The 15,871-nt window shown below is 75.0% G+C and carries 10 protein-coding genes; 6 read left to right on the forward strand and 4 right to left on the reverse strand.

Going from position 1 to position 15,871, the window contains the following annotated elements; all coding sequences use genetic code 11:
- Positions 1-52: 52 nt before the first annotated feature.
- The 5 genes from ACN261_RS14185 to ACN261_RS14205 are packed head-to-tail and all read left to right on the forward strand — an operon-like array spanning position 53 to position 9,508.
- On the forward strand, positions 53-1,825 hold the full coding sequence (locus ACN261_RS14185) for a carbamoyltransferase family protein (RefSeq protein ID WP_425850475.1): 1,773 nt from the start codon (positions 53-55) through the stop codon (positions 1,823-1,825).
- Positions 1,822-5,295 carry an amino acid adenylation domain-containing protein gene (locus ACN261_RS14190; RefSeq protein ID WP_425850477.1) on the forward strand — a complete coding sequence of 1,158 codons (3,474 nt, stop codon included), beginning with the start codon at positions 1,822-1,824 and terminating at the stop codon, positions 5,293-5,295. Before ACN261_RS14185 ends, ACN261_RS14190 begins: the two co-directional genes overlap by 4 nt.
- On the forward strand, positions 5,276-6,478 hold the full coding sequence (locus ACN261_RS14195) for a cytochrome P450 (protein ID WP_421485754.1): 1,203 nt from the start codon (positions 5,276-5,278) through the stop codon (positions 6,476-6,478). Before ACN261_RS14190 ends, ACN261_RS14195 begins: the two co-directional genes overlap by 20 nt.
- Positions 6,479-7,768 (forward strand): MFS transporter, encoded by a 1,290-nt coding sequence (locus tag ACN261_RS14200; protein ID WP_425850480.1) that lies wholly within the window; start codon positions 6,479-6,481, stop codon positions 7,766-7,768.
- 45 nt (positions 7,769-7,813) lie between these two features.
- The gene (locus tag ACN261_RS14205) at positions 7,814-9,508 is read left to right on the forward strand and encodes a condensation domain-containing protein (protein ID WP_425850483.1); all 1,695 of its coding nucleotides are present in this window, start codon (positions 7,814-7,816) and stop codon (positions 9,506-9,508) included.
- Between the two features lie 123 nt (positions 9,509-9,631).
- Here ACN261_RS14205 and ACN261_RS14210 read toward each other — a convergent pair whose 3' ends face one another.
- From ACN261_RS14210 to ACN261_RS14220, 3 genes are all read right to left on the reverse strand, one after another.
- Positions 9,632-10,477: a hypothetical protein gene (locus ACN261_RS14210; RefSeq protein WP_425850485.1), complete on the reverse strand. Its 846-nt coding sequence runs from the start codon at positions 10,475-10,477 to the stop codon at positions 9,632-9,634.
- Positions 10,474-10,983, reverse strand: a complete 510-nt coding sequence (locus ACN261_RS14215; protein ID WP_421485761.1) for a SigE family RNA polymerase sigma factor — start codon at positions 10,981-10,983, stop codon at positions 10,474-10,476. The genes ACN261_RS14210 and ACN261_RS14215 overlap by 4 nt, the downstream gene beginning before the upstream one ends.
- 175 nt (positions 10,984-11,158) lie before the next feature.
- A complete protein-coding gene (locus ACN261_RS14220; RefSeq protein WP_425850488.1) occupies positions 11,159-13,588 on the reverse strand; it encodes a DUF4153 domain-containing protein in 2,430 nt (809 codons plus the stop codon).
- Between the two features lie 125 nt (positions 13,589-13,713).
- Here ACN261_RS14220 and ACN261_RS14225 point away from each other — a divergent pair, with 125 nt between their 5' ends.
- Entirely contained in the window at positions 13,714-14,673 is a 960-nt protein-coding gene (locus ACN261_RS14225; protein WP_421485763.1) for a lytic polysaccharide monooxygenase auxiliary activity family 9 protein, read from the forward strand.
- Between the two features lie 163 nt (positions 14,674-14,836).
- On the opposite strand, the gene mgrA is transcribed toward ACN261_RS14225, so the two are convergent.
- Positions 14,837-15,826 carry an L-glyceraldehyde 3-phosphate reductase gene (gene mgrA / locus ACN261_RS14230; RefSeq protein ID WP_425850490.1) on the reverse strand — a complete coding sequence of 330 codons (990 nt, stop codon included), beginning with the start codon at positions 15,824-15,826 and terminating at the stop codon, positions 14,837-14,839.
- Positions 15,827-15,871: the final 45 nt, after the last annotated feature.

The raw sequence follows: 15,871 nt of genomic DNA on the forward strand, positions 1-15,871 counted from the left end.
CAGCGGCCGTCCGTCGGCCGACCCCCACCCCTGCGAACGAAGGTTGACGACAATGCTGACGCTGGGATTCAGCGGCCTCGACCGCGGCACGGCGCTCAAGCGCGCGATACTCGGCGACGGGTGGCGGCGGGAACAACGGATCGTCCAGGGCCTGGACTCCGCGGCGGCGCTGGTCGACGAGACCGGGGTGATCGCCGCCGCCGCCCAGGAACGCTACGACGGCGACAAGGGCACCGGCCGCTTTCCCCGGGACGCGATCGACGCCTGCCTGCGGGCGGCCGGGGCGACGATGCGCGACGTCGCGGTCGTCGCGCACGGCTTCCGCTACGAGCCGTCCCCGGTCTGGCAGCTCGACCACCTCTCCACCCGCTGGTACGAGGAGGTGTACGCGCAGCGCGTGCAGCGGGAGGTCTTCGCCGCCCACTACCCGCCGACCGTCGGCGAACCCCGGTTCGTGCACGTCGGGCACCACGTGGCCCACGCCGCCAGCAGCTACTACCTCAGCGGGTTCGACGAGGCGCTGGTGGTGGTGGCCGACGGCATGGGCGAGCAGGAGTCGCTGACGGTGTTCGCGGGGCGGGGCGCGGTGCTCGACCCGCAGGGCAGCTATCCGATCATGAGTTCGCTGGGCATCCTCTACAGCGTCTTCACCCACTATCTCGGCTTCCAGCCCGGGATGGACGAGTACAAGGTGATGGGCCTGGCCCCGTACGGCGACCGGCAGCGCTACCGGGCCACCCTCGACGAGTTCGTCCGGCTCGACCCCGACGGCGGGTACGCCGTACCGCTGCTGTCGGCCAACAAGTCCCCGCTGGAACGCGAGACGCACCAGGGGGTGCTGCGCCGGCTGGAGGAGAAGCTCGGCCCGGCCCGCGAGCCCGACGCGGAACTGGGGCAGCACCACATGGACGTGGCCGCCGCCCTGCAGGACGCGCTGGAACGCACCCTGCTGCACGTGCTGACCGAGTACCGCCGCCGCACCGGGCTGCGCCGGCTCTGCCTGGCCGGCGGGGTCGCGCTGAACTGCTCGGCGAACGGGGTGATCCTGCGCAGCGGGCTCTTCGACGAGGTGTTCGTCCAGCCGGCCTCCGGGGACGACGGCACCGCGCTCGGGGCGGCCCTGGCCGCGCTGCGCGAGGCGCGGCCGGCGACGCCGACCGGGATGCGGATGCCGTACTGGGGGGACGGGTGCACCGCCGACGACGTCGCGGCGGCGCTGCGGGACCTCGGTCCGGGTTTCGCGATCCACCGGTACGCCGAGGCGGACCTGGTCCGCGAGACGGTCACGTTGATCGAGGGCGGGGCCACCGTGGCGGTGTGCCAGGGCCGGATGGAGTTCGGCCCGCGTGCCCTGGGCAACCGCAGCATCCTCGCCGACCCGCGCTCACCCACCATGCGCGAACACCTCAACACGGTGGTCAAGCAGCGTGAGGAGTTCCGCCCGTTCGCCCCGGCGGTGCCCGTGGAGGACGCCGCCAGGTACTTCGACATCCCGCCGGGAACGGAGGCGGCGTTCCGGCACATGCTGATGGTCACCGGCGTCCGGGAGCCCTACCGGGACCGGTTGCCGGCCGTCACGCACGTCGACGGGTCGGCCCGGGTGCAGGTGGTGCACCGCGAGGACGCGCCGCTGTTCTGGGGGCTGCTGCGCGAGATGGGCCGGCGGACCGGGCTGCCGGTGCTGGTCAACACGTCGTTCAACCTGCGGGGTCAGCCCATCGTCCGGACCCCGGCCGAGGCGGTCGCCACCTTCGCCCGGTCCACCCTGGACGCCCTCGTCCTCGACGACCACCTGGTCCGCCGCACCGCCGGGGGGCCCGCGTGAGCGTCGACCACGAGCCGGCGGCGGTCGACACCCCGCCGTACGAGGAGATCGTCCGGGCCGCCTTCGGTCAGGTGCTCCGGCGGGCGGAGATCGCCCCGGACGCCGACTTCTTCGACCTCGGCGGGCAGTCCCTGCAGGCCGTGGAGGTGGCGCTCGAACTGCGCCGGCGGATCGGCGTACCGGTCGAGATGGACCTGCTGTTCCGCTACCGACGGCCGGTCGACCTGGTGGCGCACCTGGCCCGGCTCGCGCCGCCGGCCCACCGGGTGCCGATCTCGCCGACCGAGGAGCGGCTGCTGTTCCTGGACCGGCTGCACCCGGACTCGCCGCTGTACTGCGTCCCGGTGCGGTACGAGTTCGCCGGTGCGGTCGACGCCGAGGCGCTGCGTGCCGCGCTGCAGGAACTGGTGGACCGGCACGACGCGTTGCGGACCTGCTTCCCGGCGGACGGGCGGAAACTGGTCCGGACGGCCGCCACGCTGCCGTGGACGGTCGTCGACCTGTCCGGGGAGGAACCGGAACGGGCCGCCGCCGAGTCCCGGCGGCACCTCGACGCGCAGGCCCGCCGCCCGGTTCCCACCGACGTGCCGCCGCTGGCCCGCGCCTGCCTGGTCACCGAGCCCGGCGACCGCGCGGTGCTGCTGTTCACCCTGCACCACCTGATCGCCGACCAGCACTCGCTGGACCTGCTCGACAGCCAGCTCCAGCAGGCGTACGGCGCCCGGGTCGGCCTCGCCCGGGAGCTGCCACCGGTACGCCGCCGGGGGCTGGCCAACCGGCCCGACGCGGCGGAGTCACTGGCCCACTGGCGGGATCAGCTCGGCGGGCTGGGCGGTCGGCTGGCGCTGCCGGCGGACCGGCCCCGACCCGAGGTGGTGGGCCCGGCGGGTGCGGTGGTGACCGCGCCGCTCGACCCGGCGCTCGTCACCCGGCTGACCGGGCTGGCGCGGGACTGCGCGGCGTCGGAGTTCATGGTGCTGCTCGCCGCCTACACGGCGTTCCTCAGCCGGGTCGCCGCGCCCGGGGGCACGACCCACGCGTCCGACGTGGTGGTCGGCGCGCCGTTCGGCGGGCGGACGGTGGACGACGAGGACACCGTCGGCATGTTCGTCAACGTCCTGCCGGTCCGGGTCCGGATCGACGCCGACACCACCTTCCGGGACCTCGTCACCCAGGTCCGGGGACGGGTCAGTGCGGCGGTTGCGTACCAGTGGACGCCGTTGCAGGAGCTGGTGGCGGAGCTGACCGACGCCGCCGGGTCGGACGGGAACCCGCTGACCCAGGTCGGCATCTCGCACGTCGACGACCGCGACTGGCGTTGGGCGCCGGCCGGCGCACCGGCCGTACGGGAGGTGCTGTCCACCGGCACCGCCAAGTTCGAGCTGCTGTGGACCGTCACCACCGGGACGACGTCGGCGACGTCCGCCCTGGAGGTCGCCGCCGACCTGTTCACCCCGGAGCGGGCGCGGGAACTGCACGCCACCCTGCTGGCCGACCTCGCCCGGCTCAGCGCCGCCCCGGACACCCCGGTGGTGTCGGGACCGTCGGCGGCCGTCACCCACGGGTACGTCCGTCAGCCCGCCGAGCTGCCGGTGCACGAGGTGGTGGCGCTGCGGGCGCGGGCCCGCCCGGAGGCGGTCGCGGTGCGGCACGGCGACCGGGAGCTCAGCTACGGCGCGCTGGACACCGCCGCCGCCGGGCTCGCGGGACGGCTCGTCGCGGCGGGCGTACGACCGGGGGACCGGGTGGCCGTCGCCGCCGCACGGGGCGCGGACGCGGTGACCGCGTTCCTGGCCGTGCTGCGCGCCGGGGCGGCGTACGTGCCCGTCGACGTGGCCCAGCCACCGGCCCGCAGCCGGGCGATCGGGCGGGACAGCGGGGTGCGGCTGGCGCTGTGCGAGCGGGGCCGCGAGGAGCACGTGCCGCCCGGGGTGCCGACGATCGAGCTGCCCGGGACTCCCGGGGCACCGGGCGGGGCCGTCGGGGTCAGCGGACCGGTCGGGTCGTCGCACGTCGCGGTGACGGTCCGGCACCCGGCGTACGTCATGTACACCTCCGGGTCCACCGGGGCGCCGAAGGGGGTGGTGGTGCCGCACGAGGCGATCCTGCGGCTGGTTCCGCACTCCAACTTCCTGCGGCTGGGGCCGGACGACGTCGTCGCGCACCTGTCGAACACCGCCTTCGATGCGGCCACCCTGGAGATCTGGGGCGCGCTGTGCGCGGGCGCGACGCTGGTGGTGGTGCCCCGCGAGGTCACCCTGTCGCCGTACCGGCTGGGGCGGTTCCTCGCCGGGACGGGGGTGAGCGTCATGTTCACCACGAACGCCCTGCTCAACGCGATCGTCACGCACGTGCCCGACGCCTTCGCCCGGCTCCGGGTGCTGCTGATCGGCGGCGACCAGTACGCGCTGGCGCAGATCCGCCGGATGCTGGCCGCCGGTGCGCCGCAGCACCTGGTCAACGCGTACGGGCCGACGGAGAACACCACCTTCTCGGCCGCGCACGAGGTCGTCCCCGCCGACCTGGACGGGGGCGTCATCCCGATCGGCGGCCCGATCGACGGCGGCTACCTGCGGGTGCTCGACGACCGGCTGACCCCGGTCGCCCCGGGCGGCACCGGTGAGCTGTACGTCGGTGGGCAGGGGCTGGCCGACGGTTACGTGGGTGATCCCGGGCGCACCTGCGCGGCGTTCGTCGCGGACCCGTTCGCCGACGTGCCCGGCCAGCGGCTCTACCGCACCGGCGACCTGGTGCGGCTGCGGCCCGACGGGGACGTGGTGTTCCTGGGCCGCCGCGACGACCAGGTCAAGATCAGTGGCTTCCGGGTGGAGCTGGGCGAGGTGGAACGGGTCCTCGGCGACTGCCCGCAGGTGGGTGACCACGCGGTGGTGGCGGTCACCGACGCGGAACCGGTCGAACTGGTCGCCGTGTCGACGGGCCCGGCCGAGCCGTCCGAGGTGCGGGAGTTCCTGCGGGCCAACCTGCCCGCCTACATGGTGCCGGCGCGGTGCCACCGGCTGCCCGCCCTGCCGGTGACCCCCAACGGCAAGGTGGACCGGGCGGCGCTGCTGGCGGCGCTCGGCCGCGACCCGGACCCGGACCCGCCCGTCCCCGCCGACCCGCCCGTCCCGGCCGACCCGCCCGTCCCCGCCGACCCGCCTGTCCCCGCTGACCCGCCCGTCCCCGACGCCGCCTCCCCGTCGGGCGACCAGGTCGCCACCGGGCTCGCCGACATCTGGCGGGACCTGCTGGGGGTGACGGAATTCGGCGCGGACAGCCAGTTCTTCGCGCTCGGCGGCACCTCGATCAAGGCCCTGCACCTGGTCGGCGCGGTGCACCGACGGTTCGGTGTCGACCTGCGGATCGTCACCGTGTTCCGCCGGCCGTCCTTCGCCGACCTGGCCCGGGAGATCGCCGACCTGGTGCGGACCGAGCAGAGGGGGAACGGCGATGGACCTGGGCGACCCTGACCTGTACCTCGACCCCGGCCGGTTCGCCAGGTGGCGTCGGTACGCCGCCGACGACGCCGTGCTGTGGAGCGACGCCGGCACCTCACCGGGCGGCTTCTGGTCGGTCTTCTCGCTGGCCGGGTGCCGCGCGGTGCTGGCGCCGAAGGCCGCGTTCACCTCCGAGTACGGCATGATGATCGGCTTCGACCGCGACCACCCCGACAAGGCGGGCGGCGGGATGCTGGTGGTCGCCGACGGCCCCCGGCACACCCGGCTGCGCAGCGTCATCATGCCGTTCCTGTCCAGGGCGATGGCCGAGTCGCTGGAGGACACCGTCCGGCAGGAGGTCCGCCAGCTCGTCGCGGACGCCGTGTCGGCGGGCGGCCTCGACGTCGCCGCCTCCCTCGGGCCGGTGATCCCGGCGAGCGTCGTCTGCCGCCTGCTCGGCGTGCCGGCGACCGACCGGGACATGCTGATCGAGCTGACCAGCCACGCCTTCGGCGGCGCGGACAGTTCCTTCGACCGGATGCCCCCGGACGCGGCGCACTCGGAGATGATCCTCTACCTTGCCGACCTGGTGGCCGAGCGGCGGCGCAGCCCGGGTGACGACCTGATCAGCGCGCTGGCCGGTGACCCCCGGTTCGACCTGCGTGAGGTCCTGCTCAACTGCGACAACGTCCTGGTCGGCGGCAACGAGACGACCCGGCACGCGATCGCCGGCTGCTTCCACGCGCTGGCCACCGCCGCCGGCACCCTGGACCGGCTGCGCACCGACCCGGACCTCGTCGGGCCGCTCGTCGAGGAGGTCATCAGGTGGACCTCACCCGCGATGCACGTGCTGCGGGTCGCCACCGAGGACGTCGAGCTGCCCGGTCAGCGGGTGGCCAGCGGCGAGGCGGTGGTGGCCTGGCTGCCGGCGGCCAACCGCGACCCCCGGCACTTCGCGGCGGCCGACGAGTTCCGTCCCGGCCGACCGGCCAACCACCTCGGGTTCGGCTACGGCCCGCACCACTGCCTGGGGGCGGCGCTGGCCCGGCTGGAACTGCGGGCGCTGCTGCTCGCGCTGGCCGAGTTCGTCGACTCGGTGTCCGTGGTCGGCGAGCCGGTGCCGCTGCGCTCCAACCTGGTCCACGGCTACCGCCACCTGCAGGTACGGCTGGAACCCGTCGGCCGTTCCACCAACCACCGAGAGGCGCTGAGTTGAGTGACCGCGTTCAGGGACGCCCGGTTCCGTCGGCTGTACGTCGGCGACGCCCTGTCGGGCTTCGGGGACACCGCGCTGCTGCTGGCCCTCGGCATCTGGGTCAAGGACCTCACCGGGAGCAACTCGGCCGCCGGTGCCGTGTTCCTGGCGATGGGCCTGCCGGTGCTGTTCGCCCCGCTGGCCGGACGGCAGATCGACCGGGTATGCCGCAAGCCGCTGCTGATGGCGACCAACGCGGTCGCCGGGCTGGCGGTGCTGGCGCTGCTGCTGGTACGGACCGCCGAACACACCTGGATCATCTACGGCGTCGCCATCGTGCACGGCTGCGTCGCCACGGTGCTCATGGCGGGGCGCAACGCCCTGCTCAAGGACCTGCTGCCCGACAGTGACCTGGGCTCGGCCAACGCGGCGTTCGGCACCCTGTTCGGGTTCACCCGGATTCTCGCGCCGCTCGTCGGTTCCGGCATCTACGCCGCGTTCGGCGGTCACCTGCTGGCGCTGATCGACGCGTTGACCTTCCTCGCCGCCATCATCGCCTTGGCCACGGTGCGGGTCGTCGAGTCGCCACCGGAACGCAGCGGGGAACGGTTCGGCACCGAACTGCTCGCCGGCCTGCGTCACATCCGGTCGGTTCCGCTGTTGTCCCAGGTAACCGTGGTCAGCGCCGTCGCGTTCGGGGCGGTGGGCTTCCTGGAGCCGATCATCTTCGTGGTGGTCGAGGACGGGCTGCACCGGCCGGCGGCGTTCTTCGGGGTGATCGTCAGCGTCCAGGGGATCGGTTCCATCGTCGCCGGCTTCACCGGCGCGTGGCTGCTGCGCCGCGTCGGCGAGGCGAGGGCCATCGGCGGCGCCCTGATCGGCCTCGGGGTGGGCTGCGCCGCCCTGGCCGTCGGCGCGACAGCGGTGGTGCTGGGCGGGGCGGTGGGCATCGGGCTCGCGGTCACCTGGTTCTCGATCGGCTGGAACACCCTGTTGCAGCGGCACACCCCGTCGCGGCTGCTGGGGCGGGCCTTCACCACGGCGGGGATGCTGGTGACGATCCCGCAGACCGCGGCCATCGGTGTCGCCGCCGCCCTCATCGTCGTCGTCGACCACCGGCTCCTGCTCGCCGTCCTGTCGCTGGTGATCCTGCTGGCCGGGCTGCGCCTGCTGACCCACCCGAAGCCGGCCCCGGAACCCGTCGCCACCGACGCCGACCCGGCACCCGACCGGGACCCGGCACCGGCCGGCGGACCGGCAGCCGACCGGGACGCGGTGCCCGGCGGCGTGGTGCCCGGTCGCCGGGAGTGACAGGTCCCGTGTCCGCCCGACCCGTCCCGACCCGGGGGTAGCCAGATGACCACAGCCGAGACGTCGACCGCCGTACGGACGGTGCGGGTGCCCTTCGCCGGGCTCCGCTCGGGCCGGTGGCCGATGCCCCACGGTCAGAGCAACGTGTTCGACTGGTTGCCGCACGAGGGCAGCGGCGCGGTGTTCGTCGGGTACGCGGACCTGCCCGCCGGGCGTACCGTCGACGACGTCCGCGCGGCGGTAGGCGTGCTGGTCTCCCGCCACGAGGGACTCCGCACGGTGTACGAGGTGGGCCCCGGCGTGGAACGGGCCCAGGTGGTGACCCGCGACGGGCACGTCGACCTGCTGCTGCTCGAACTCGGGTCCGGGGCGTACGACCGGACCTGGATCAGCGACCCGCCCCGCCCGTTCGACCACGGCGCCGAGTTCCCCGTCCGGATGGCGGTCACCACGGATTCGGGGGTGCCCGTCCGGGCCGTCTTCGAGTTCTCCCACGCCGTCGCCGACCTGGTGACCGCCAACCTCGTGCTTGACGAACTCGTCGCGCTCGTCGCGTCCCCCGTCGACCGCACGGTGGGCCCCCCGGTCTGGCAGCCCGCCGACCAGGCCGAGTACGAGCGGACCCCGCAGGCGCGGCGTCGGATGGCGAGGACCCTCGCCTACTGGCGGCAGCAACTGCACACCATCCCACCCTGCCTGCTCTCGGTGCCGGCCCGTCGGGAGGGGCCGCCGGAGTTCCGCCTCGCGACCCTGCGGTCCGGGCCGGTCGCCGAGGCGATCGACGCGGTCGCCAGGCGGACCAGGGTCACCCCGGCCAGCGTCCTCGTCACCACCACGGCGACTCTGCTGTCCTGGTGGACGGGCACCGAACTGGCCGCGCTGGAGGCCCTCTACAGCAACCGCGCGCTGCCCCGGATGCAGAACTTCGTCGGCAGCATCGCGCAGAGTGCGCTGGTCCCGTTCAGCCCCGCCCCGTCGTTCCACGAGACCCTGCGCCGGACCCACCTGGCCATCTTCAACGCCTACCAGTACGCCTACTTCGACGCGACCGCCGTGGAGGAGTCGGTCCAGTCGATCGGCTCCCAGCGGGGCTGCCAGCGGCACCGGGACCTGGTGATCAACGACATGAGCAGCACCCGGGGCGGCGTCTTCGACGGGCGGGCGGGGGTGCCGGTGCACGGAACCGAGGTGGAGAGCGGCCTGGACGCGACCACCACCGACCCGGTCCGGCTCACCATCCTGCACACCCGGCCCACCGTCGTGGTCGGTCTCACCCACGACGTCCGGCACGTGACCACCGACGAGGCCGCGGCACTGCTGTGGTCGATGGAGCGCATCCTGCTGACCGCCGCCGACCGGGACGTCGACCTCGCCCGGCTGGGCGATCTCGTCGACCTCGACCCGGTGGTACGCGGCCCGGAGTGGGTGGAGATCGACGCCGCCTGGATCGACGTCACCGCCAGCGAACAGGTGCTCCGGACCGCGGCCGGCGACCCGACCGCCCGGATCGTCCTGCGGGGCGGGCCCGGCGGCACCCGGTCACTCGTCGGCTACGCCGCCCCGGCGGACCCGCGCGTCGGCCCCCGGGAACTGCACGCGGCGGTGATGGCCACGCTCGGCGGCCGGCACGGCGCGATGGCCCCCGAGTCGTACGTCCTGTGTGCCCGCCCGCCGCACCCGCCCCGGGACGAGGCCGGGTGGCGGGCCCAGCCGATCCGCGCGGCGGGCACCGGCCGCTGACCGTACCGCCCCGTCGTCACCGCGACCGGGCCCGTCGCCCGCGCGGCCCGGGTCGGCGGCCCCCGTCGCCGCTGCCCGGCCCGCCCGCGCCCCGCGCCCGGCCCGCCGCCCGGGGAACCGCGCTCAGCGCAGGTGGAACCGGCTGTCGGTGGCGAGGACCGCGAGTCGTTCCGGCGTGAACGGCAGGGCGGCAAGCTCCGGCTGCCCGTCGCCGAGCCGTCGGGACTGCGCCACGAAGACCACCGTGCCGTCCGGATGCCGGTACGCCGCCCACTGGTCGAACCGGTCGTCGGCGGCGGCGCGGACCACCACACCGATCTGCGTCGTGCCGACGGTCACCACCTCGCACGCGCCCGCCGTGACCCAGAACTGTCGGGCCAGCGGGCACGGCTCGGCCGGCAGCCGGTTGCCGGCGCTGTGCACCTCGACGAGCACCCGGCCCGTCCGCTGTCCCTGGCGGATGGTGGCTGAGGCCGTGTAGCTCCACACCTCGACGCCGTCCACCCTGTCGTCGAACTGTGCCTGGTGGTCGCGCGACGGCGGTTGACCGGCGGGCGGGTTCGCCGGGTCCGACGGCACGGTGTAGCCGGCCGGCACCACCGCGACGAGGTCGTCGAGCAGCCGGGTCGCCTGGTCGTACCGGGTGCCGGCCCGCGCCGTCCGGTCCTCCTGGGGTCGGCCGTCCGGGCCGGTCGGCCACGCCGGCTTGGTGTCGTGCACCGACGGTGGCGGGACGGTGCCGACGCCCGGCGCCGCCGGGGTGAACCCCCCGGAGCCGGCCGCGCCGACCGCCCCGACCCCGGTCACCGCGAGCAGCGCCGCCGTCACGCCGGCCCCGGCCCAGACGGCACGACGGCGTACCCGGGCCCGTCGGCCGCTCCGCAGCGCGGTGTCCACGCTCAACGACGGTGGCCGGGCGGTGGCGGCCATCTCGGTCCGTAGTGCCTCACGCAGTTCTTCGCCGTTCATGGTTGCCCCTTCCGGGTGCCGCTGAGGGTGGGGGACAGGAGGCCACGCAACGTCTCCAGGCCGCGCGCCGACTGGCTCTTCACCGTCCCGGCGGAGCAGCCGAGCACCGCCGCGACCTCGTCGACGGACTGGTCCTCCCAGTACCGGAGCACCAGCACGGCCCGCTGGCGCGGCGGCACGGCGGCCAGCGCCTGGAGCAGCACCAGCCGGTTCTCCGGCGAGTCAGGCGGTGACGGCCGTTCGGTCTGCTCGCCACCCACCCGCTCCCGCCGCCACCAGCCGCGCCGTCGCTCGTCGAGGAAGGTCCGCACCAGGATCTGGCGTACGTAGGCGTCGAGCACCTCGTGCCGGGACACCCGGTTCCAGACCAGGTAGAGCTTCGTGAACGCGGTCTGCACCAGGTCCTCCGCCCGGTGCCAGTCGCCGCAGAGCAGGTACGCGGTGCCGCGCATCGCCTCCGAGCGTGCCGCGAAGTACGCCGCGAACGCCGTGTCGCGATCACCCATCCGGGCCTCCGATCCCCTTGTCGAGATAGTCACGCGGGGTCCGGCACCGGGGGTTGCCCGCCGGGGTCGAATCGCCGTCCGGACGCCGCTGCCCGGCCCGGTCAGGCGACCGGGCCGGGCAGCGAGATCGGTCCGGCCCCCGGCCGGAGACCGGGGGCCGGGCGGCGCAGGGAGGTCAGCGCGGGGTGCGCCGGGTTTTCGGCAGGTCGAACTGGTCGGCGGCCTTGCAGTCCTTCTGCCCGCCGACCGCGCGCGGGCCCAGCCGCTCCAACTCCGCGCGGGCCCGGCTGCGGCCCAGGTTCCAGGCGTACCACGGGTCGGGCTCGGCGAGGTCGTCGTCGATCCAGCTCAGCGTGCAGCGGCGGATCCGGTCCGGCAGGTCGGCCAGGGCGGGGGTGGCGTCGGCGGAGAGCGCCCGCAGGTACCAGGCGTCGATCTTGCCGGACTGCTCGTACCGGGCGATGTTGCGGCGGGCCGCGTAGTCCTCCGGGTTGAGCACGGCCAGGCTGAGCAGCATCACCACGGCCAGCCCCACGGTGGCGCCGGGGATCCAGCGGCCCCGCCACCGTACGCCCGCCGCCAGGACCATCAGGAAGACCGCGCCGAGCAGCAGCTCGAACGCCATCACGAAGATCCGTTCCCCGGTGAAGCTGTAGACCTTCTGGTAGGTGTACATCCGGGACAGCGCCGACACCACGATCACCACGCTGAGCGCGCTGAGCAGCCCGAGCAGGACCCGCAGCAGCACCCGTTCGGCCCGGCTCTCCCGTCGCGCCCAGCGGCTGACCCCGCCCAGCACGGCCACGGTCAGCAGGGTCACCACGGTGAGCTGCCAGAACCCGCTGCGCGCGTACTCGGCGTAGCTCAGGCCGGCGGTACGCAGGACGTGCCGCTGACCGCCGAAGAGCACGGTGAACTGCACCGCGACGAAACCGACGAAGAGCAGCGTCAGGGCGGCGATGGCCGGGGCCCACTCCAGGATGCCCAGTCGCCGCCGACCCTCCCGGTCGACGGTCGACAGGTCCGGCGGCGCGGCCAGGGTGTACGTGGCGGCGACCGCGATCGACCCACCGACGGCGGCCAGGAAGAGCCAGCGGAACACGGTGTCCACGTTGACCTCGGGCACCACCGCGCCGAGCACCTGGTCGAACGCGGCGTCGGCGGAGGACAGCAGCAGACCGAAGACGAGCAGCACCACGACGGTGGCGGCGACCGAGCCGACGACCCGGGGCACCAGTTGGCCGCCGCCGGTGGCGGTCACGTGCCGCCGTACCCAGGGCAGCCCGCGCAGCGCCGCGAACGGGGCCGCGACCAGGCTGAACAGGATGGACCGGACCTGTCTTCCGCCCACGATCGCCAACGTCGCGCAGCCCAGCGCCCCGAGGACGCAGAAGGTCACCAGCCACCAGGCGTTACGGAACGCCAGCACGGCCAGCAGCGCCAGCGCGGCCGCCGCCCAGCCGCCCCGGATCAGCCGGTCGGTGCGGGTGAGCGCGTCGGCGTTGCGCCGGACGGCCGCGACCACCCCGACGGTGAGGACCAGCCAGCCGAGGAACCAGCCGATGCCGGTGCGGGTGAGCGGGACGAAGCACGCCACGCCCAACGCCCCGGCCAGCACCGCCGCCGGCACCGCCCAGCCGGTGGCGGGTCCGGGACCGGGCCACCGGGTGCTCAGGAACGACGGCGGGGGCGGGACCGGGGCCCAGGCCCCGGGTGACCCACCCCACTGCGCCGGCCGCCCGTCGGTACCGAACCCGCCGGCCCCCGGCCGACCGGGGGCGGGCACGCCGGCCCCGGGGGGCGGTTGCTGACCGGGGGGTACGGGCCGACCCGGACCGGACTGTGGGCCGGGCGTCGTCGGGGCGGTGGCCGGGACCGGGGCGGGTCGGCCGGCCGGGGTCGGCGCGTCGTCCGCCGAGCCCGCCGCGGTGCGCGGTGCCGGCACGCTCACCGACCGGCCGGCCCCGCCGGCCGCCGCCACGTCGACCGCCGCCTGGCCGTCCGGTGCCACCTCGGCCGCCGCCTGGCCGTCCGGTGCCACCTCGACCGCCGCCTGGCCGTCCGGTGCCACCTCGGTCGTCGTCGGGGCGGCCTTCGTCGAGCCGGGCTTCGCGACGTCGGCCGCTGCGGTGCCGCCCTGCGCGGCACCGGCTGGCGTGGCGTTGCCCCCCGTGGCACCGGCTGTCGTGCCGGCCGCTGCCACGGTGCCGGTCGCCGTCCCCGGCGGGGTCGCCGGGCCTGCCGCTGCCGTGGTCGACGGTGATCCGTCGGCGGCTGCTGCCGGCCCGGTCGAGGTCACCGGTGGTGCGGTGCCGGCCGGGCCGTCGCCAGCGGGGAGGGGCGCTACGACCGGTCCGGCGGTGCCGGGCGGGGTGTCGGTGGTCGCCGGCACCAGGGGCAGGAAGACCGCGTACCCGAGGGTGCCGTCCGGGACCTGGACCGGAATGGCCCAGCCGGGCTCATCCGCCCGACCGGGCCACCTGATCGCCGGCGGCATCCCGTCCCGGGCGGACATGGCCAACAGGTACGGCGTCCCGGGGGCGGGCGGAGCCTCGGGCGGGGGGCTGCCCCCGGGGGAGTCTGACGTCGGTTCCGGCTCGGACACGTGCGCTCCTTGATGCGGGAAGTGCGGTCACTGTAGAGGCAACCGGCCCTGCGCCGCCGGCCCGCACGCCGTACCGTCGAACCTTTGCCCGCCCGCGTCCGTACCAAGGGCGGGAGGTCGACCAGATGACCGTACGCGCAACGTTCGCCGCCCTCGCGGTCGTGGCGGTGACCGTGCTGCTCGACGCGGCCCCTGCCGCCGCGCACGGCGCACCGACCAGCCCGTTGAGCCGCTCGGCGGCCTGCGGCCCGGAGGGGCCGCACGTCTCGACGCCCGCCTGCCTGGCGGCGGTGTCGGCCGGCGCGGCGGTGCGCGAGTGGGACAACATCCGGGTGTACGGCGTCAACGGCCGCGACCGGCAGCGCATCCCGGACGGCGAGCTGTGCAGCGGCGGGCTGTCGGCCTACCGGGGGCTGGACCTGGCCCGGACTGACTGGCCGGCGACCGAGCTGACCGCCGGTGCGAGGTACACGTTCCGCTACCGGGGCACCATCCCGCACAAGGGGACCTTCCGGCTCTACACCACCCGCTCCGGGTACGACCCGCGAACCCCGCTGCGCTGGTCCGATCTCGACACGATCCCGTTCCTGTCGGTGACCGACCCGCCGCTGCGGGACGGGTCGTACCAGATCCCGGGGCGGCTGCCCGCCGGGCTGACCGGGCGGCACCTGATCTACACGGTGTGGCAGAACTCCGATACCCCGGACACCTACTATTCCTGCTCCGACGTGCTGTTCCGCCCGGCGGACGGCGTGCTGGCGGCCACCCCGGTCGACCCCGCCCCGGCCGCCGCCGACCCGACCGACGGCACGACCGCCGACCCCGGCCCGGACCCGGCCGTCCCCGCCGGAGCGACTGCGGTCGGTGACGGGTCCGCCGGCCCGGCCGAGGAGGCGGGCGTACCGGTGGCGTCGGTGACCCAGGTCGGCGGCGGCAACCTCCGACTGGTGGTGGGCGCGGCGGTGGTGGTGACCGTGCTGCTGGTGGCGCTGGTGGCGACCCGGCTGCGCCGCCCGGCCCCCGTTCCCCCGGGCCGCCCCTGCGGCGTCCGCAACCACCGGGCCGGCCGCCGCCGCGTCTGGTGACGCCCGCCGGGCCGACCCGCCCAGCAAGATCAACCTTGTCGCACGGCCAACGCAGTGTCGGCCCAACGGCGGCACCACCCGGCCCGGACAGCGCAACTCCGACCCAACAGCCCTGACGCGCCGGCCGGGCCGGCCGCCCGGCCAGGCCGACGGGTCAGGGCAGTCAGGGCAGGAGGCGGTCGATCTCGGTCAGGTCGTCGGGGGTGAGGTCGAGGCGGTCCAGGGCGGCGACGTTGCCCTCCAACTGGGCCACGCTGCTCGCCCCGATGATCAGGCTGGTCATCCGGGGGTCGCGCAGCGCCCAGGCCAGGGCGAGCTGGGCCAGCGTCCGTCCCCGCCGCGCGGCGATCCCGGCGAGGCCCCGGACGGTGGCGAGCTTCTCCTCGGTCACGTCGCTCTCGTCGAGGAAGACGCTGGTGCGGACCCGGGAGTCGGCGGGGATGCCGTCGAGGTAACGGTCGGTGAGCAGCCCCTGGGCCAGCGGGCTGTACGCGATGCAGCCCGCCCCGACCTCGGCCAGCGTGTCGAGCAGCCCGTCGGCTTCGGTCCACCGGTTGACCATCGAGTAAGACGGCTGGTTGATCAGCAGCGGGGTGCCCAGGTCACGCAGGATCGCGGCGGCCCGCCGGGTCTGCTCCGAGTCGTAGTTGGAGACGCCGACGTAGAGCGCCCGGCCGGACCGGACGATGGCGTCCAGCGCCCCCATCGTCTCCTCCAGCGGGGTGTCCGGGTCGAAGCGGTGGGAGTAGAAGATGTCGACGTGGTCCAGCCCCATCCGGCGCAGCGACTGGTCCAGCGAGGAGATCAGGTACTTACGGGAACCCCACTCGCCGTACGGGCCGGGCCACATCAGGTAGCCGGCCTTGCTGGACACCACCAGCTCGTCCCGGTACGGCTTGAGGTCGGTGGCGAGCAGCCGGCCGAACGCCTCCTCCGCCGCGCCGGGCGGCGGGCCGTAGTTGTTCGCCAGGTCGAAGTGGGTGATGCCGAGGTCGAACGCGCGGCGGACGATGTCCCGCTGCCTGTCGAACGGCCGGTCGGGCCCGAAGTTGTGCCACAACCCGAGCGAGAGGGCGGGCAGTCGCAGGCCGCTGCGCCCACTGCGGCGGTAGGTCATCCGGTCGTAGCGGTCGGCCGCGGCGAGGTAGGTCACGCCCCCGACCCTAACCCGGCCCCGACCTGCGGCGGCGGGCCGCCG

This window comes from Micromonospora sp. WMMD723, from assembly GCF_049863385.1.
GTDB classification, from domain to species: Bacteria; Actinomycetota; Actinomycetes; order Mycobacteriales; family Micromonosporaceae; genus Micromonospora; species Micromonospora wenchangensis.

Coding starts and splice junctions, on each gene's coding strand:
- ACN261_RS14185 (WP_425850475.1), top strand. CDS start 53: ATGCTGACGCTGGGATTCAGCGGCCTCGACCGCGGCACGGCGCTCAAG.
- ACN261_RS14215 (WP_421485761.1), bottom strand. CDS start 10,983: ATGGGTGATCGCGACACGGCGTTCGCGGCGTACTTCGCGGCACGCTCG.
- ACN261_RS14210 (WP_425850485.1), bottom strand. CDS start 10,477: ATGAACGGCGAAGAACTGCGTGAGGCACTACGGACCGAGATGGCCGCC.
- ACN261_RS14225 (WP_421485763.1), top strand. CDS start 13,714: ATGACCGTACGCGCAACGTTCGCCGCCCTCGCGGTCGTGGCGGTGACC.
- ACN261_RS14195 (WP_421485754.1), top strand. CDS start 5,276: ATGGACCTGGGCGACCCTGACCTGTACCTCGACCCCGGCCGGTTCGCC.
- ACN261_RS14205 (WP_425850483.1), top strand. CDS start 7,814: ATGACCACAGCCGAGACGTCGACCGCCGTACGGACGGTGCGGGTGCCC.